This is a genomic window from Methylobacterium sp. Leaf91 (assembly GCF_001422815.1).
GTDB lineage: Bacteria > Pseudomonadota > Alphaproteobacteria > Rhizobiales > Beijerinckiaceae > Methylobacterium.
In genome coordinates, this window is sequence record NZ_LMMP01000052.1 from 175,456 (window position 1) to 192,711 (window position 17,256).

14 protein-coding genes are annotated in these 17,256 nt (G+C 67.9%); 7 read left to right on the forward strand and 7 right to left on the reverse strand.

The features are described from left to right. Nucleotides 1-103: 103 nt before the first annotated feature. Nucleotides 104-1,969 carry an ABC transporter ATP-binding protein gene (locus ASF32_RS23955; RefSeq protein ID WP_056434605.1) on the reverse strand — a complete coding sequence of 622 codons (1,866 nt, stop codon included), beginning with the start codon at nt 1,967-1,969 and terminating at the stop codon, nt 104-106. Nucleotides 1,970-2,188: 219 nt separating this feature from the next. Between ASF32_RS23955 and ASF32_RS23960 the strand changes: the two genes are divergently transcribed. Beyond that, entirely contained in the window at nt 2,189-2,800 is a 612-nt protein-coding gene (locus ASF32_RS23960; protein ID WP_056434609.1) for a helix-hairpin-helix domain-containing protein, read from the forward strand. Between the two features lie 268 nt (nt 2,801-3,068). Beyond that, nucleotides 3,069-3,284, forward strand: a complete 216-nt coding sequence (locus tag ASF32_RS23965) for a hypothetical protein (protein ID WP_018041891.1) — start codon at nt 3,069-3,071, stop codon at nt 3,282-3,284. Nucleotides 3,285-3,465: 181 nt separating this feature from the next. On the opposite strand, the gene ASF32_RS23970 is transcribed toward ASF32_RS23965, so the two are convergent. After that, complete coding sequence (locus ASF32_RS23970; RefSeq protein ID WP_200919247.1) at nt 3,466-5,577, reverse strand: TonB-dependent siderophore receptor; 2,112 nt, start codon at nt 5,575-5,577, stop codon at nt 3,466-3,468. A 696-nt stretch (nt 5,578-6,273) separates the two neighbouring features. On the opposite strand from ASF32_RS23970, the gene ASF32_RS23975 reads away from it, so the two are divergent. Continuing rightward, complete coding sequence (locus tag ASF32_RS23975; protein ID WP_056434612.1) at nt 6,274-6,564, forward strand: caspase family protein; 291 nt, start codon at nt 6,274-6,276, stop codon at nt 6,562-6,564. A gap of 32 nt (nt 6,565-6,596) precedes the next feature. After that, a complete protein-coding gene (locus tag ASF32_RS25680; RefSeq protein WP_348271433.1) occupies nt 6,597-8,366 on the forward strand; it encodes a caspase family protein in 1,770 nt (589 codons plus the stop codon). A 269-nt stretch (nt 8,367-8,635) separates the two neighbouring features. Here the strand turns inward: ASF32_RS25680 and ASF32_RS23985 are convergent, their stop codons facing one another. The 4 genes from ASF32_RS23985 to cysS form a co-directional block, all read right to left on the reverse strand. Further along, nucleotides 8,636-9,850 (reverse strand): type II toxin-antitoxin system HipA family toxin, encoded by a 1,215-nt coding sequence (locus tag ASF32_RS23985; protein WP_056434618.1) that lies wholly within the window; start codon nt 9,848-9,850, stop codon nt 8,636-8,638. Next, nucleotides 9,840-10,178, reverse strand: coding sequence for a helix-turn-helix domain-containing protein (locus ASF32_RS23990; RefSeq protein WP_027170965.1), 339 nt, complete (start codon nt 10,176-10,178; stop codon nt 9,840-9,842). Before ASF32_RS23990 ends, ASF32_RS23985 begins: the two co-directional genes overlap by 11 nt. A 152-nt stretch (nt 10,179-10,330) precedes the next feature. Continuing rightward, nucleotides 10,331-10,951 (reverse strand): hypothetical protein, encoded by a 621-nt coding sequence (locus ASF32_RS23995; protein WP_056434621.1) that lies wholly within the window; start codon nt 10,949-10,951, stop codon nt 10,331-10,333. Beyond that, the gene (cysS, locus tag ASF32_RS24000; protein WP_056434623.1) at nt 10,948-12,330 is read right to left on the reverse strand and encodes a cysteine--tRNA ligase; all 1,383 of its coding nucleotides are present in this window, start codon (nt 12,328-12,330) and stop codon (nt 10,948-10,950) included. The genes ASF32_RS23995 and cysS overlap by 4 nt, the downstream gene beginning before the upstream one ends. A 368-nt stretch (nt 12,331-12,698) precedes the next feature. On the opposite strand from cysS, the gene ASF32_RS24005 reads away from it, so the two are divergent. Continuing rightward, the gene (locus ASF32_RS24005) at nt 12,699-13,040 is read left to right on the forward strand and encodes a hypothetical protein (RefSeq protein WP_056434739.1); all 342 of its coding nucleotides are present in this window, start codon (nt 12,699-12,701) and stop codon (nt 13,038-13,040) included. 82 nt (nt 13,041-13,122) lie between these two features. On the opposite strand, the gene ASF32_RS24010 is transcribed toward ASF32_RS24005, so the two are convergent. After that, nucleotides 13,123-13,659, reverse strand: coding sequence for a CreA family protein (locus ASF32_RS24010; protein ID WP_200919251.1), 537 nt, complete (start codon nt 13,657-13,659; stop codon nt 13,123-13,125). 151 nt (nt 13,660-13,810) lie between these two features. Between ASF32_RS24010 and ASF32_RS24015 the strand changes: the two genes are divergently transcribed. Together ASF32_RS24015 and ASF32_RS24020 are read left to right on the forward strand one after the other, a co-directional pair. Further along, nucleotides 13,811-14,821 carry a DUF2865 domain-containing protein gene (locus ASF32_RS24015; protein WP_056434626.1) on the forward strand — a complete coding sequence of 337 codons (1,011 nt, stop codon included), beginning with the start codon at nt 13,811-13,813 and terminating at the stop codon, nt 14,819-14,821. A 231-nt stretch (nt 14,822-15,052) separates the two neighbouring features. Continuing rightward, nucleotides 15,053-17,233, forward strand: coding sequence for an OmpA family protein (locus ASF32_RS24020; RefSeq protein ID WP_056434629.1), 2,181 nt, complete (start codon nt 15,053-15,055; stop codon nt 17,231-17,233). Nucleotides 17,234-17,256: the final 23 nt, after the last annotated feature.

A 17,256-nucleotide genomic window follows, 5' to 3' on the forward strand; every position in this document is an offset into this window, starting at 1 on the left:
TGTTTCGTGCAATGATGGTTCTGGAGACGAGATGCAACGCCCTCGGGCCGCGCGGGAGGTCGCGTCGCCCCTGTGTTGTCGCGGAAGCATACCCGCCGGCGCCTCAGCGATAGCCGGCGGCCTGCAGCTCGAACAATTCGGCGTAGCGCCCGCCCCTCGCCTGGAGTTCCTCGTGCGTTCCGGCCTCGATGACCTTGCCCCCGTCGAGGACGAGGATGCGGTCGGCCATGCGCACGGTGGAAAAGCGGTGCGAGATCAGCACGCAGCTGCGGCCCCGGCTGAGATCGCGAAAGCGCTGGAACACCTCGAACTCGGCGCGCGCGTCGAGGGCGGCCGTGGGCTCGTCGAGGATCAGGATCTCGGCCTCGCGCATATAGGCCCGGCTGAGCGCGATCTTCTGCCATTGGCCGCCGGAGAGGTCGACACCGTCGGCGAAGCGCTTGCCGAGCGGCTGGTCGTAGCCCAGCGGCAGGCGTTCGATCACGCCGTCGGCGAGGCTGCGCCCGGCGGCACGGGCGATGCGGGCGGCGTCCTCACGCTCCTCGATGCGCCCGACGGCGACGTTCTCCGCGGCGGTGAAATCGAAGCGCACGAAATCCTGGAAGATCACGCCGATTCGGGCGCGCAGGTCGTCGAGGTCGTAATCGGCGAGCGGCCGGCCATCGAGCAGCACGCGGCCCTCGGTGGGATCGTAGAGCCGGGTCAGGAGCTTGACGATCGTGGTCTTGCCGGCCCCGTTCTCGCCCACCAGGGCCAGCACTTCCCCGGCGGCGAGGCGGAAGCTCAAGGACCGGACCGCCCAGGTCTCGGTGCCGGGATAGCGGAACCCGACCTCCTCGAAGACGATGCCCTCGGTGATCGGCTGCGGGAACGGCACGGGCCGCTCCGGCGAGCGGATCAGCGGCACCACCTCGAAGAACGAGAACAGGTCTTCGAGATACTGCGCCTGCGAGGAGATCTGCGAGAAGCCGAGCAGCAGGCCCTCGATCAGGCCGCGCAGGCGCTGGAACGAACCGGCGAGGAAGGCGAGGTCGCCGATGGAGAAAGCGCCTGCCACCGTGCGCCAGACGATGGTGGCATAGGCCGCGTAATAGGCGAGCGTGCCCAAGGCCGCGAAGAGGCCGCCCCAGCCGGCCCGGCGGATGGCGAGGGAGCGGTTGTCGTCGAGGAGCTTGGCGGCCACGATCCGGTAGCGTTCGGCGATATAGGCGTTGAGGCCGAAGAGCTTGACCTCCTTGGCCGATTCCACGCTGGCCCCGAGATAGCGCAGATAGTCGATCTGCCGCCGCTCGGGGGTGCGGGTCCAGGCGAGGCGATAGCCCTGCCGGTTGAAGTAGAGCTCGTTCAGGAAGGCCGGCACGAGGGAGCCGGCGAGTAGCAGGATCAGCCAGGGCGCGTAGGCGGCCAGACCGATCCCGAAGGCGACGAGCGTGATGAGGTCCTGCCCCTGCCCGAAGAGCTGGAACAGCAGGTTGGAGCGCCCGGTCACCTGCCGGCGGGCGCGTTCGAGCCGATCCTGCTGGGCGCTGTCCTCGAATTGCTCGAGGTCGAGGGCGGCGGCGTGGCGCATCAGCCGCAGGGTGGCGGCATTGGCGTAGCGGTCCGCGACCAGCCCATCGGTGAGGGTGCTCAGCCGCCCGAGCAGATCGGACAGGATGGCGAGGCCGAGCTCCACCGCCACGAGACCGGCCAATCGGGCGAGGGCCGGGTCCGCCATCCAGCCGGCGAGGCCGGTTCCGGCGGGATGGGGACGGGCATGTTCGGCGACGATGGCGTCGAGGATGAGCTTGCCGAGATAGAGCATCAGCACCGGCAGGCTCGCCCGCGCGAGACGCAGAGCGATGCTCGCCATCAGCAGGCGCGGGCTCGCGGCATAGACGAGGCGAAACAGCGCCGGCAGGTAGCGCAGGGCGCCCACGCGCTCGACGACGAACCGGTTCAGCAAGGGGGCGAGGGAGGCGGTGGACATCGCGGCGGACCATGACGGGAGCGACCGCGCCCGTCGATGCGTCGTAGGGTGCACGATAAGATTCCCACGCGGTGTCGGCGCGACAGCCTGAGGCGACCGGCGGGCTCAGTCGATCCGCTTCATTGTGCACGCGCCTGAGGAGATCGGGCATGACGGCAAGACTTTGCTTTGTGTCCCATGTTAGAATCTCAGCCGCATTGTGCGCGTGAGGCGGGTTGGATGCTCAGCGGTTCGACTCTTCTACGGGTGGTGGTGCTCTTCGTCGCGGCGGCGGCGCTGGCGGGTCTGGTCCAGGCCTTCTGGCCGCAGGGTGCCGACGCTCCGCCCCCCGCGCCGACGGTGCAGCGCACCGAGCCGACCAAGGCCAGCCCACCGAGAACCGTCGCGACTGCGCCGCAACCTCGCGCGGAACCGGCACCCGCCGCCCCGCAGGAAGCCCCACCGGCCTCCGTCCTGCCGCCCTCGCCGATCCGGCCGCTGCCCCGGCAGTCCGCACCGGCCGGCTCGCCGGAAGGAACGGGGAATTCCACACTGAACCCGCCCCCCCTCCCCTATGGCGGCCCCGTGGCGCCCCTGGCCGAGAGCCCTCCGCTGAACGCGACCCCGTCGGAAACGCAGCAGGCCATCGACAATGCGGGGCCGGCGGCGGTCTCCGTGGTGGATCTCAACACCGCCTCGGTGGCGGAACTCAACGGCCTCAAGGGTGGCGGCATGATCGGCCGCGCCATCACCCAGCGCAGGCCCTACGCCTCGGTGGATCAGCTTCTCTCGAAACGCGTCCTCAGCCGGTCGACCTATGAGCGGATCAAGAACCAGGTGACCGTGCGTTGAGCGATGGAGGCCGGCTTCGTGCTGGCATCGAACGCCGCCGCTCCGTAAGATCGGCGAAACGACGGTGGGTTGCAGCCGTGCGACCCGCCAGAGGGACAACGAGGCGTCGGGGCCGGATGGGTGAGGTGCGTGCCATGGCGGCTCGGCGAGGGACAGCCCGGTTCACCGGCATTGCGCGGACCGTTTTCGCAAAGCCCGCTCCGCCATCCACGGGACAAAGCCGCATCCCACGCGCCCGATGCACCGGAAACGCTTGAAAGGACCCGATATGTTGACACAGCCCAGCAACATCACCCTGCGCGACGATCTCGGGGTGACGGAGACCTCCGAGACCGACAATGTGGTGCGGTGGGATGGCGAGCGGCTCTATGTCGAGCACGACATTTATCACAACGGCCAGCTCGTCCATAAGAAGTACCGCAAGAACGTCACCGAGCCCGTGGCGAGAGCGCTCCAGGCGCTGATCAATCGCGCCAAGCAATAGGCGAGCAAGCAATAGGCGCGACGGCGTCAGGCCCCACCGTCGCAGGAGACCGCAGTGCCAGAGGCGGGATCGGCCCTACCGGGGCCGGTGATGGGGCCGCCGATCTCGGTCGCCGCACCGCGTCACATCCCGCGACCGGCCGGGCGCGAGGTGTGACTTGCGGCAGGCAGCGAGGCTTACCTCAGTAGCGGGCCGTCACGCTGGCGAGGACGGTGAGCGGTGCGCCGGGGAGATTGTTGAACTGATTGAAGGGCTGCTCGATGTAGCGGCGATCCGTGAGGTTGCGGCCGTTCACGGCGAAACGCCATGTCGGGTCGATCTCGTAGAACAAGGTCGCGTCGAGGCGCGCATAGGCGCCGACCTTGTAACTGTTGGTGATGTCGCCGAAGCGCTCGCCCACATAGGTGACGCCGCCGCCGAAGCCCCAGCCCCGCATCGGGCCGCTCTGGAACTGGTAGGTCGACCACAGGCTGGTGCTGAAGGTCGGGGCAGCCGGGAGCCGGTTGCCGATGGCGATCGTCGTATCCTGCGTCACCTTTGCATCGAGATAGCCGATACCGCCGATGATCCTCCATCCGGGCAGGATCTCGCCCGCAATGTCGGCCTCGACGCCCTGCGAACGCTGCTCGCCGGTGATGATGGAGAAGCCGGTATTGATTGGGTCGGCCGCGGCGACGTTCGCCCGAACGATCCGGAAGGCGGCGGCGCTCAGGGTGAGGCGATTGGGGATCAGGTCGACGCGCGTGCCGATCTCGACCTGCTCGCCGGTCTCCGGCGCCGGCGTAAGGCCACCGATGACGTTGGCGGTCTGTGGGGTGAAAGAAGTCGTGTAGCTTCCATAGACGGTGAGCGGCTCGATCGGCCGCCAGACCAGGCCGACGCGCGGTGAGGTTCCGGTGACGTCCCGCGTGGGTGGGACGGTGTTGTTGGTGAGGGTGCGCTGAAAATACAGCTGGTTGGCCGTATCCACACGGACGCCGAGGACGAGTTGCAGCCCCTGGGCCAGCTCGATCTGGTCCTGCATGTAGGTGCCGACCATGAACAGGTTCTGCCGCAGGTCACTCTGCAGGGCGAGCGTTCCGATCTGCGGGATCGATCCCCGGATCGGGTTGAGGAAGGAAACCGCGCTTGCTGTCCCCTGCTGCGTATAGGGATGACGGTAACCGTCGACGATTTCGACGCCGAACAGGGCCGTGTGGCGGAAGCCGAACAGGTCGAAACGGGCGACGGCTTCCGTCTGGCTGTCGATCGAGTTGTAGATGGACTCGACCTCGGACAGACGCCGCGTCAGCGACGCCCCGTTCGCGCTCACCCCGGTGGCGCGGGTGGCCAACACATCGAACTGGCCCCACTGGCCGTTGATCACCTGCCGCAGGGTCAGGCTTTCGTTGACGTCATGCTCGGCCCGCAGGGTGATGGAGTTCGATTCGCCATAATACCGGGACCATGACTCGCCGTAGTAACGGCGGATGTTGTCCAGGGGCACCCGGCCCTGGAAAGCCGTGAGACCTTCGTCATACTGGCTGTGCTGGCGCGAGAACTCGGCACTCAGGGAGATCCGCGTCGATGCGTCGGGCGTCCACAACAAGGACGGCGCGAAGAAATGCCGCGAATTGGAAGGGCCACCGAAATCCCGGAAGGTGGGGTCGTCCTGCGTGGCGAAGCTGAAGCGGGCGGCGAGCCCTTCCGTCCCGGGAACGGCCCCCGTCACCGAGCCCTGAAGCCGCCGGAATGCGTAAGACCCGCCCTGCAGGGTGAGGTCCGCGGAGGGCGTGAGCATGGGCTGGCGCGTGACGATGTTGATCAGGCCACCGGGATCGCCCCTGCCATAGAGCACGGAGGTGGGGCCCTTGAGAACTTCCACGCGCTCGACATTGGCGAGGTCGCGCTGTGTCGGTTGGAACGTGTTGGCCGGGTTCAGCAGCACGCCGTCGATCGCGTAGGTCTGCGTGTTGAAGCCGCGCAGCACATAAGTGTCGGACCGGCCCTGGATGGTGCCGGCGGGCTGGACATTGCTCACATTGGTGAGCGCATCGGTCAGGCGGACGTCCTGCTGGTCGATGAGCACGTCACGGGGCACGACTTGGACCGATTGCGGAGAGTCGCGCAGGGCGGTGTCCGTCCGGGTCGAGGTCGCGGAACGGCTCGCCCGGTAGCCGGTGACGGGGCCGTTCGCCCGTTCGCCACTGCCGATCACCGACAATTCCGACAACACCACCGCCTGCTCGGCCGGGAGCACCTGGGCTCGCGCACCGGAGAACGGCACGACACCGATCGCCAGGATGGTCGTCATCTTCAAAACGACGAGCGGGCGCAGCACTGTGCTGCAATATAATTCTTCTTTTAGCTTATTCATGATGTCGTCGTCTCAAGTCTCGGCATGTCTTGGCCGGCATCGAGATCTGTAGAAGGACAAAGATGTTCGCTACAAGCACGCCTCATCCATCATGAGTGGGCGTAATCAAGTTCTTAAACACCTGTTGTAATTCCACTACTCTCTGGAAAAGCTCCAAACTATTTCTTATCGACAAATTAAAGACGTTAATTGTAGTATATAAGTAAATATTTTTCTGAAAAACGGCACCAAGCGCGACGCCCTCTGCCTAGCGAAGACCTCCATGACCGACAATGTCGTACGTTGAAAGGACGCGTAGGCCGATAAGGAACACGACATTCGGCACAACGGTCGGCTCAGTGATGGAAAGTGCCGCCGGAACGTCACCGAGGGTGGCGAAAGCACTCCGGGCACCGATCGATCGTGCCGAGTAAGAGCGGACATCGAACGTAGACCTTCGATCACCGGCCCAGCGGACAGGCGCATCCCTGAGTCGCGATCGTCGCCGCTCGGAGCGAGGATTTGGTAAGGCCGATTCCGGTCATCCCTGGACGAGGCCCCCCTCCTGCACGATTGTGCGATGGCTCGCGCTCTGGTCGTCCGCGATGCTCCGTATGATGTCGCTCGCAGCGTGATGCGGCGGCGGAGTTCGACGTGGTGGGGGCGCGCGACCTCGACGAGGATGCCCTGCGCAAAGCCCTGCGCGACTTCCTCGACAAGGCGGCGGCCTCGGGGCCGGACACGGTGGCCTTCGTCTATCTCGCCGGATACGGGCTGCAGTTCGAGGGCGAGACCTTCTTCGCGCCGGTGAATGCCCGCATCGTCACCGCCGTCGACGTTCCGGTCGCGGCCCTGCGGGTATCAGACTATCTCAAGCGCCTCTCCACCGTGCCGTTGAAGGCCCGGTTCGTGGTGCTCGATGCGGCCCGCGCCAACCCGTTCTGAAGACGGGCGAACCGCTCGCCGGCGGTCTCGCCCTGGTAGAGGCCGAACCCGGTAGCCTCATCGCCTACAACGCGGCGCCCGGCACCGTGGCGCCGGGCGAGACGGGGGCCTATGGCGCCTATGCGCAGGCCTTGGTGGAGATGATCCGCGAGGGCGGCCTCCAGCCGGCGGCCCTCTTCGACCGGGTGCGCCTGCGGGTGAACGAGACCACCAAAGGCGCGGCCATGCCCTGGGACGACGCCCGGATCGAGGCACCGTTCGTGTTCTTCGAGCGCAATGCCGACGCGCCCGCCCCGGCGCAGCCCGAGCCGATCGCGGCCCTCCGCGACCGGCCGTTAGGCGACATCGGCGCGCGGGACGCCTATTCGGTGGCGGTCGAGCGCGACACGCTGCAAGGCTACCAGGATTTCCTCGGGGCCTATCCCGACGACCCGATGGCCAAGCGCGTGCGCGCCATCGTGGCCGCCCGGCGCGAGGCGACGACTTGGCGCCGCGCCCTGTCTGCGGGCACGCAGGACGCCTACTGGTCCTACCTCTCGCGCTACCCGCGCGGACCGCACGCGGCGGATGTGCGCCGCCGCCTCGCCCGCCTCTCCGCCCCGCCGCGTCCGCCCGAGGCCTTCACCGCACTCTCCTTCGACCTGCCCCCGCCGCCGCCGGAAGAGGAGAGCCATTTCGACCGGCAGGTCGTCGCCTTCGACGACCCGGCTTATGCCCTGCCCCCGCCGCCGCCCGGCGTGCTGGCACCCCGCCCGGCCTATATCGTCGACATCGCGGCGCCGCCGCCCGAGGACGAGCTGTTCGCCCTCCCCGTCCCCCTCTTCGAGCCGGTCCCGGCCTATGTGAGCGCCCCCGCCTACATCGTCGCGCCGCCGGACAACGTGATCTACCGGAACATCCACAACACGGTCGTGATCAACGAGATCAACCGGCGCGTCATCGAGCGGCCTCGCGGACCTTCGGCCGCCGCGATCATCGGAGGTGCGGCCGGTCTCGGCGCTGCTGCCCTGGCCGCCCGGGTGGCGCTGCCGCCCTCCCTGTCGCACCGCGCCGGCCGTCATGACGCCGGCCCCAACGCCGACGGCCCTCGCCGCGACCGCCCCGGCCTGCCGCCGGGCGCCCGCGACGAAAGACCGAACGATCCCCGCATCGGCCGCCCGCTCCCCGCATTGAGCGTCCCAGACCCGCGCGCCGCGCGGCCGGACCCGAAGGCTTTGCCCGAGCCGAGGCCGGTCGCGAACACGCGCCCGTCCGGCGACGTCGGCGGACCGCCCGACCGCGTGCGCCAGGGGGACGGCAAGACCGGGCCCGACCGGAAGGCCGCCACCGACCGTCGTGCTCCGCCCGATGCGGTGAACTCCGCCGGCCCCGGAGCCGGACGCGGCAACGCCGATCCCGCCGACCGCGCAGCCTTGCGCCGGGAGCGGATCGAGCGCCGGGAGGCGGCCCGCGCCGCCGCCAAAGCCGAACGACCGCAGCTGCGTCCCACCCTCGACCAGCCGCAAAGCGACCGCGCCCGCGAGGGGCGTCCGGGCCGTGATCGGGTGGCCCGGCCGGGCTTCGAGCCGAACGGCCCCGAACGCGCCAGACGGGAGCCGGCCAACCCCAATCGCGAGGCGCCCGGCCAGCCGCCGCGACGCGGCCCCGATTCCGAGGCCCTGCAACGCCAGCAGCAGAGGCTTCAGATCCAGGAGAACCGCCAGCAACAGCGCATGCAGATGGAGCAGCAGCAGCAACAGGCCCAGCGCCAGCAGATGCACCAGCGCCAGCAGATGATGCAACGTCAGCAGATACAGGCCTAGCAACAACAGCAACAGGCCGCCCAGCGGCAACAGATGATGCAGCAGCAACAGCAGGCGGCTCAGCGCCAGCAGAGGCAGGCTCCGCCATCGGGCGGGAACCCGAACTGCCATCCGGGCCGACCCTGTCGCTGAAGCGGGTTATCCCGGGAACGGGAAGATAAGCCCGGACCTCGTGTCGGTCCTCGCTGAGATCGACTTGCATCCATCGGCGCTGATCCCGACCGATGGTCGTCCTCAGCGCGTTCGGCGGAATCCCGCCGCGCCTGAGGTCAGTCGAGGTCTTTCGAGAATGCGCGTGCGAGCCGCTCGACCGTCGCATCGTCGACTCCGTCGGCGACGAAGTCGGCACGCCAGGAGCGCATGCGGATGGCGAGGGTGGCGACGATGTCTCGAGCCTCGTCCCGCGAGAGGTCGAAATCCTCGACCCGTGTCAGGCAGTTTCCGGTGGTCGGGTAGCTCCCGGATCGACCGACGCCGATGGCCTGCTGGGGATCCATATCCGGTTGGGGGACCACGTCGAAGGCCGGGGACAACCGCCACCCGTCGCCGCATCGGAGGAAGGCGTGGTTCTTGAGGTGATCGTCCCGGTTGCCGCACAGGACATTGAACACCATGCGGCGGAACAGTTCATGGCGGTCGGACACGTGACGCGCGCCGTGCCGGAGGAGGAACATGGCGAGGTCGGGGTAGGTACCGGAATCGGAGGTTTCATCCAATCCGAGCGCGGTCAATCCGCTCAGGTAGTGGCATGTCGGGTGGTAGGGGGCCGCATCGCGGTCGAAGCGCTTCACCAGGACGACCTTGCGAGGCCCGACGGCGAGAACCCGAGTTTCGGCGGCGTCGATCCCGCAACAGGATGCCAGACGCATCGTCGCGTGCTCCGCGCTGCATTGGTCGTAGGTGTCGTCCCGCCTTTGGAACTTGGCGATCCATAAGGTCCCCTCGTACTCGATGACGGCTTTCGGTCGGGCGCCCCCCATGCTCATGCCCGCCGTCCAGAGGTGGGCCGCCAGCCCTTCGACCGCCTCGCCTCGTTCGAGACGCTCGAACCCGTCCGCGATGCCGTCGAGATCGGCCGTGGCCGCGTAGCCCGGACGCGGTGACGGGGGAGCCGGGGTTTCGGAGAAGGCGAGGCAGCCGACGCGCTCATCCCCGGGGGCAAGCAACCAGTCAGACGGCATCATCGGGGGAGAATCGTGAGGCCGACGATGTTCGACGAGCCGTCGCCCCCAACGGTCCGGAGTGGCATCCGCCAGGACGCCCGGAAGTCGGCCACGGATGGTGCTCCTGAATGGCCCCGGCTGAAGCGGCAAGCGTTCCGGGTCCAGGGCGAAAGCCCGGCCATGACTGTTCTTCAGCCAGGACCCGACATAGGCGAATTCGCCATAGGACCGACCGGCCGCCGGCATGACGAGCCGGTAGCGGCCGACGAGGTCCGTGGCCCCGTCCTCGCGGCGGACATGGACATAGATGTCAGAGGTCATCGAGGTTCACGTCGCGCGGGCGGCGCGCACGGCTGGGAAGGCGGCTGGTCTCGATGGAAGCGGCGAGATGGTCGTTCTCGGGGCTGACCGCGCGCCGCACGGCCGGGAACAGGCCGAGAGTCCAGACGGCCCTGGCGAAGACGCCGAGCGAAACCGAAGGATCGCCTTTCTCGAGCTTGCGCAAGGTCGGGAGGGAGACCCCCACGCGGGACGCGAGGTCGGATGCGGGCTGACGTCGGCGCAATCGCGCGGCCCTGATGGCCTGCCCGATCTCGCGAAGACCCTCCGAAACCTCGAAGGGCGCATGTGCCGAGCGTTCGTTCGTCATGCCGCCATCCTTGCATCTCAGGCAGCTTAGATGAAAGTATGTTTTCTATTCTGGGTCGGTTTTCCTGCCGAAGGGGGGATCTGGGGTCTCTCTCGACGGGGAACGAACTGGTATAGGTTCATGCCGCCAAACAAGGGCGGGGAGACGGCCGGTCAAGTTCGGATCGGTGGCATCGGCTGCGGTAACGTCCGCAGGTCGCCGGGCTGGCTCGGGTCGATCTCACCGACGAGGGCCGGCTTCAAGTCATAGAGACCGGAAATGGCTTCAAGGGCGGCGATCGCGTCCTGATTGGTGCCCCAGCGCGTCACTGTCGCCACGAAGGCGCGTGTCGTCATCAGCGTCACGGGGAACTCCACGTCGAGGAAGAGGGTCGCGATCTTCCGATCTTCGTAGAGCACGACCGCCGAACTCGCCTCGGTCGGGTGCCAATGCGCCACGAACTCGCGCAGAGCCTGTTCGCCGGAATCACGCAGGGCTGACTTGAGCAAGGCATCCCCCGCTGGAGTCCGCGGCCGCGCGCGCAGGGCCGCGACACCGATGCCGACCACGGTCTCCACCCGGAGCGCGGCTTCGCCGAGGCCATCGATCCAGGCGGCGATCTCGGCAGCAAAGGGCTTGGAGAGGTCACCGACCACCTCTTCCTCGACCCGGTCCACCAGTACGATCCGCCGGTTGAGACCGCGCAGCGTATCGAGGATGCCCGCTGCGGTGAGCCGGATCAGAGGCCCCGCATCGGCGACGACGATGGGCTGCCGGTCCGAGGGGGCGATCATGGCACCACACTCCACGTGGTCGTGCCGTCCTTGTTGTCCTTCACGGTGACGCCCATGGCGGCGAGGGCGTCGCGGGCGCGGTCCGAGGCGGGCCAGTCCTTGGCGGCGCGGGCGGCGCGGCGGGCCTCGATCGCGGCCTCAACGGCCGCCACGTCGACGCCGGCAGCGGCGATGGCTTTATCCTCCCGCGCGGATTTCGTGCCTGCGAGCAGGCCGAGGAGACCCGCCCCGGCCTTCAGCGTCGCCGGGTCGTCGAGGCGGTGCAGCTCGGCGAGGGCGGCGGCGGTGTTGAGATCGTCGAGGAGTGGCTCCACCACCGAGGCCGGCGCCTCGGGTCCGGCGGTCACGTCGCCGACGATGCCGTACCAGCGGTCGATCATCTTCGCCGCCTCCTCCAGCCCGCGCACGGTCCAGTCGATGGGCTGGCGGTAATGCGTCTTCAGCATGGCGAGGCGCACGACCTCCCCGGGCCAATCCTTCAGCACTTCGCGCAGGGTGACGAAGTTGCCCAGCGATTTGGACATCTTCTGCCCCTCCACCTGGAGGAAGCCGTTATGGAGCCAGACATTGGCCATGACGTCCGTCGAAAAGCAGCAGCGCGACTGGGCCACCTCGTTCTCGTGATGGGGGAAGATCAGGTCGAGACCGCCGGCATGGATGTCGAAGGTCTTGCCCAGATGCTTCCACGACATGGCCGAGCACTCGATGTGCCAGCCCGGCCGCCCCGGCTCGGCGATGCCGGCCGGCGAGGGCCATGACGGCTCGCCGGGCTTGGAGGGCTTCCACAGGACGAAATCCAGGGGCGAGCGCTTGTAGGGGGCGACCTCGACCCGCGCGCCGGATTCCATCTCGTCGAGGGGCCGCTTCGAGAGCGCGCCGTAATCGGGCATCGAAGGCACGTCGAACAGCACATGGCCTTCCGCCACATAGGCATGACCGGAGGCGACCAGCCCTTCGATGATCGTGTGCATCTCGGTGATGTGGTCGGTCGCGCGGGGCTCGATGAAGCGCGGGCGCTCGCCCGGCACGTTCACATCCTCGGCCATCAGCACGCCGAGGTCGCGGATGTCGCCGTGAAAGGCGGCGAGGGTCCCGTCGGTGAGTTCGCGGATGGTGATGCCGCGCTCGGCCGCGCGGGCGTTGATCTTGTCGTCCACGTCCGTGACGTTGCGGGCATAGGTGACATGCGCCTCGCCGTAGAGATGGCGCAGCAGCCGGAACAGCAGGTCGAAGACGATGATCGGCCGGGCATTGCCGATATGGGCCGCGTCGTAGACCGTCGGCCCGCAGGCATACATCCGCACATGCGTCGGATCGATCGGCGCGAACGGCGCCTTCTCGCGGGTCAGGGTGTTGTAGAGCCGCAACATCGGCGCCATGAAACCGTCTTTCGTAACCCTGGAACGCGACCGTGCCGCCACCTGTGGAGGCCGCCCGTCCCCATGCCCTAAATCCCGAGAACCGATCAACTTTTACGATTCGCGAGGCACGTGCCCCCGAACCGAGGTGATCGGACGGGCCGGATGCCAAGCTCCCTGCGTGTTGCACGGAGGCGACGGACCCTGCCGAGCAACTGGGCTACCCCAAAACGGTGATGAATTCGAGAACGACGCCGGGAGAGGTTCGGTCAAGGTCGCGACGATCCGGAAAGGATTTGTTTACCGACGAGGCCGAGATTTTCCCAAACGCGAATCCTCCCATCCGGTGAATCCCGCCTTTCGTGGATCCCGTCATCAAGGTCTTGCCCATGCGACGCTCGGCTGCCGGTCTCGGCGCTCTCTGCGCCTTTGCGCTCATTTCCTCCGCCGCCCTGGCCGTCGATGACGGCGAGAAGCCGGCCCGCGTGCCCGGTCAGGTGGAGAAGACGTTCCTGATTCCCGCCGGCGAGGGTTACGGAGTCGGCGAATGCCTGGTGGCGGGCAGCGGCTCCTGCGGACAGGTCGTGGCCGATGCCTGGTGCGAGGCCCAAGGCTTCGCCGTCGCCGGCTCCTTCGGCGTGGCCGCTCCCGAGGACTATACCGGCACCATCGATCAGCCGCCCGCGCCGAAGCCCGTCGAGCCGCCGATCCGCATCACCTGCAAGGACTGATCGGCAAGGACTGATCCGCAAGGATCGATCCCGCTCGTTCGAGGCGGCCCGGCCCGATGCCGGCGCCGCCTCCAAAGCCGAATCAGCCCTTGAAGAAGTCGCCGCAACGGGGCGGCGCGTCGGTGGTGCCCCAGGGCATCAGCGGCACCGCCGTGGTGGAGTTCTTGGGTGAGCCCTGGATCACCTTGTCGGAATAGACCATGTAGATCAGCGTATTACGCTTCGCGTCACAGCCGCGGACGATCTGCATCGACTTGAAGATCAGTGACCGTCGCTCGCTGAAGACCACCTCGCCCTGTTTCAGCTTGTCCTTCGGGTTCTTGAACGCCACCGGCCCGACCTGCCGGCAGGCGAGGGAGATGTCGGAGACGTCCTCCGCGAGGCCAAGCGTGCCCTTGATGCCGCCCTTCTCGGGTTGCGTGTACCAGCAGGCGATGCCGGAGACCTCCGGGTCGTCGATGCCGTAGACCACCAGCTTGTCGTTGGGGGTGAGCGGACGCCACACCGTGGATTTGTCGAAGATCCGGTCCGTATCGTCTGCGCGGGCCACCGCTCCGCCCATCGCCAGCCCGGCCAACCCCACAGCCACCGCCCTGCTTGTGAGACTCCGAAGACACATCATCACACCATTCCCCTCAAGTTTGTCGATGGGCATGTGGGAACACTGTCCCGCTCTCGCGAGGGCGGTTAGACAACCTTTGCTAAAGCGCTCTTCCGTACCCTGTCCGAGGGCCGGAACCGCCCAGCTTCACACCCGTTCCTGACAGGTCATGCCGCTGATCCCTCCACAGATCCGCAAGCTCGTCGCAACGTTCGGCGCCGCCATGGCCGCCATCGCGTTCGGGACAGCCGTGCAGGCACAGGCACCCAACGCCCAGTGCCAGCGATACCGCTACGAGCTCGCCAATCTCAGCGACGGCGCCAACACCGCCCGCGCCCTGCAGAACGAGATCGGCCGGTTGGAGGCGTATTACCGGACGCTGAGCTGCGAGGGCGGCAAGTTCCTGTTCTTCGATTCGCGCCCCCCGCAATGCGGCGCGGTGGAGCAGCGCATCCGGGCGCTCCAGGCCGGGTACGGCGCGGAGAACGGCGAAGTCACCGCCGCCCGGCGGCGTCAACTCACGGCGGCCATTGCATCCTCCTGCGCCGAGACCGGGCAGAAGGTCGTGGACGGCCCCGTGGGCGAGCAGCGCGGACGGGGCGGGGCGCAGGTCGTCTGTGTCCGGACCTGCGACGGCGCCTACTTCCCGATGAACAATCTGCCCGACGGTCGCGAAGGGGCCAACGAACTGTGCCAGGCTCTCTGCCCCGGCACAGAGGCGGTGGCCTATTCGATGCCTCATGGCGATGATGGCCTGAAACAGGCCGCGTCGATCAGGGGCAGCCGTGCCTACGTCTCCCTCGCCAACGCGTTCAAGTTCCAGAAGAGCTTCACGCCCGATTGTTCGTGCAAGAAGGCGAACCAGACCTGGGCTCAGTCCCTGGTGAAGGCCGAGAGCATGCTCGTCCGGCACAAGGGCGACATCTTCGTGACGCCGATGCAGGCGGAGGCCATGTCGCGGCCGAAGGTGCGCGTCACCCTCGCGGGCCGCGCGGACAAGACCGTGGCCGCCATCGCCGCCGATGCGGCGACCCGGAACGGGGCCATCCTGTCCGAATCCGGCTCGGTTCGCGACGGAGCCACGGCTCAGACGCCCCCCCCTAGCGGCGAAGAGCGCGCCAATATCCGCATTATCGCGCCGAACATGATCGCGACGCCGGCTCGGTCCATAGCGCCCTAGAGGCCATCGCCGAAACGCCGAACGAACGAGGGAGCATTCCCCCACGGAGTCGTCGATCGCGCCAAGCGCCATGGACGCAACTCGCTGACGGTGAACGGTTTTCTCTGCCTGCCACGACTTTGAGGCCGCGCAGGGCGGCAGAGTACGGGCGAATGATCCGGGAATGAATTTGGAACCATCCCGGCTCCATTCGGTTCCGATGGCCACATCAACCTTTGTGAGTGACCATCCATGCGGAACCTCCGCCTGCTCTTTCTGACCGGCACCATGCTGCCGGCCCTGATCCTATCGGGCCCCCTTTCGGCCAGCCCCGACAATGGTGGGCCGGGCGTGATGCTGCTCGCGCAGGCGGGTCCCGGAGCCGAACGCGGTGATCCGCGCGGAGGCGGCGATGCTCCCCGTGGCGGCGCGGCCCGGCCCGAGAGAGCCGAGCGTCCCGAGCGGGCGGAGCGGCCTGAGAAAGCGGAGCGTCCCGAGCGCGCCGAACGTCCTGAGAGGGCCGAACGTCCTGAAAGGGCGGAACGTCCCGAGCCGCGCCAGGAGAAGCCCCCTGCCCGCGAGGAACGCGCCCCGGCCGAGCGGCCCGCGCGCCCTGAGCGTCCCGAGAAGCCCGACCGTGCGCCGGCCGAACGGCCGACCCCTCCCGCCGCGCGTGAGCGCGATGCGGACCCGGCCCCCGCCCGTCCGGCACCCAAGGAGGCTCCGGCGCCCCGCGAGCGTGCCCCCGCCACTCCCGAGCGCGACGCGACACCCGATCGTCCCGCCCGCCCGGACCGTCCTGCCCGGAACGAGAAACCCGATACGGGCGCCAAACCCGAGCGCGGCGACAAGCCGGAGCGCGCCGAGAGGCCCGACCGGGAGAACCGGCCGGAGCGCGGAGACAAGCCGGACCGGAATGAAAGGCCGGACCGGAACGAGAAGCCCGAGCCAGGCCGCCGCACCGGACCGGACGCGACGCCGGATGCCAAGACGCCGGATGCCAAGACGCCTGATGCAAAGACCCCGGATGCCAAGACCCCGGATGCCAAGACGCCTGACACGAAGGCGCCTGATGCCAGGACTCCTGACACCAAGGCGCCGGACGCGAAGCCTGCTCCGAATGCCCGTCCCGGGGTTCCGGGAAAGCCGTTCGTCCCGCCGGGTCAGGCGCAGGACAAGAACGACCGTGACGACAGGCGGGGGGACGACAGGCGGGGGGACGACAAGCGGGGTCCTGACGATCGGCGTGGCTCCGATGACAAGCGTGACTCCGACGACCGGCGCGGCCCGGATGACCGGCGCGGCACATCGGACGACAACCGGCCCGGCACGCCCAACCGTCCCGGAAATACCGACCGCACCCCGGCAGCGGGCGATTCCGATCGGCGCAGCGAGATCGAGCGCCGCGACCGTGAACGCCGCGAAGCGTTCGAGCGCAAGGACGAGCGGGATCGCCGTGACGTCTTCAACCGTCCAGGCCGGCCCGGCTATGTCGAGGGCGGGTTCCGCGGGAACGATGTCCGCAGCTACGACGAAGTCCGCCGTGACCGGCGCGAGTTCAACGAGGGCGGCCGGACCTATATCCGCGAGCCTGGCCGCATCATCGTGCGGGACCGCGACAATTACTTCATCCGGCACGACGAGAACGAGCGCTTCCGGTACCTCGACCGCGGTGCCTACCGCAGCGAGCGTCGTGGCGGCGACACGATCACCTATCTCGACCGTCCGGGCGGCATTCAGATCGTCACCGTGGTGGACGATGACGGCCGCCTCGTGCGCCGTTCGCGCCGCTTCCGCGACGGCCGCGAGGTCGTGATCATCGACAACGGCTTCGGCGGTCCCCAGCGTCCGATCTACGAGGATGTCGTCGACCTGCCGCCGCCGGACATCCGCATTCCCCGCGACCGCTACGTGGTGAATTACGAGGGCGCCGACGAGCGGCAGGTCTACGAGGCCCTGTCCGCCCCGCCGGTGGTGGCGGTGGACCGCCGCTACACGCTCGATCAGGTGCGCTACAGCCCGCAGCTGCGGGCACGGATGCGCAGCGTCGACATCGATACGATCACCTTCGATACCGGATCGTTCGACGTCACACCCGATCAGGCCTCGCGGCTCGGCAACATTGCGGCGGCGATCAACCAGGCGGTGAAGGCCAACCCGCAGGAAGTGTTCCTCATCGAGGGTTACACCGATGCAGTGGGCAGTGAGGTCGACAACCTGTCGCTCTCGGATCGTCGCGCCCAGTCGGTAGCGACGGTACTCAGCCAGAACTTCCAGGTGCCGCCGGAGAACCTGACCACCCAGGGCTATGGCGAGCAATCTCTGAAGGTGAACACCCAGGACGCCTCGCGGGAGAACCGTCGGGTCACGGTACGCCGCATCACCCCGCTGATCCAGCAGCAGGGCGAGGCTGCGGACGCTCCGCCCAAGTAAGTCGGGCAAGTAAGGCGGCTTGG

Excerpts from the sequence above, each read along its gene's own strand:
- ASF32_RS23955 (WP_056434605.1), bottom strand. The coding sequence starts at position 1,969 with ATGTCCACCGCCTCCCTCGCCCCCTTGCTGAACCGGTTCGTCGTCGAG.
- ASF32_RS23970 (WP_200919247.1), bottom strand. The coding sequence starts at position 5,577 with ATGACGACCATCCTGGCGATCGGTGTCGTGCCGTTCTCCGGTGCGCGA.
- ASF32_RS24015 (WP_056434626.1), top strand. The coding sequence starts at position 13,811 with ATGCCGCTGATCCCTCCACAGATCCGCAAGCTCGTCGCAACGTTCGGC.
- ASF32_RS23965 (WP_018041891.1), top strand. The coding sequence starts at position 3,069 with ATGTTGACACAGCCCAGCAACATCACCCTGCGCGACGATCTCGGGGTG.
- ASF32_RS24020 (WP_056434629.1), top strand. The coding sequence starts at position 15,053 with ATGCGGAACCTCCGCCTGCTCTTTCTGACCGGCACCATGCTGCCGGCC.
- ASF32_RS23985 (WP_056434618.1), bottom strand. The coding sequence starts at position 9,850 with ATGACCTCTGACATCTATGTCCATGTCCGCCGCGAGGACGGGGCCACG.
- ASF32_RS24010 (WP_200919251.1), bottom strand. The coding sequence starts at position 13,659 with ATGTGTCTTCGGAGTCTCACAAGCAGGGCGGTGGCTGTGGGGTTGGCC.
- ASF32_RS24005 (WP_056434739.1), top strand. The coding sequence starts at position 12,699 with ATGCGACGCTCGGCTGCCGGTCTCGGCGCTCTCTGCGCCTTTGCGCTC.
- ASF32_RS23995 (WP_056434621.1), bottom strand. The coding sequence starts at position 10,951 with ATGATCGCCCCCTCGGACCGGCAGCCCATCGTCGTCGCCGATGCGGGG.
- ASF32_RS23960 (WP_056434609.1), top strand. The coding sequence starts at position 2,189 with ATGCTCAGCGGTTCGACTCTTCTACGGGTGGTGGTGCTCTTCGTCGCG.
- cysS (WP_056434623.1), bottom strand. The coding sequence starts at position 12,330 with ATGGCGCCGATGTTGCGGCTCTACAACACCCTGACCCGCGAGAAGGCG.
- ASF32_RS23990 (WP_027170965.1), bottom strand. The coding sequence starts at position 10,178 with ATGACGAACGAACGCTCGGCACATGCGCCCTTCGAGGTTTCGGAGGGT.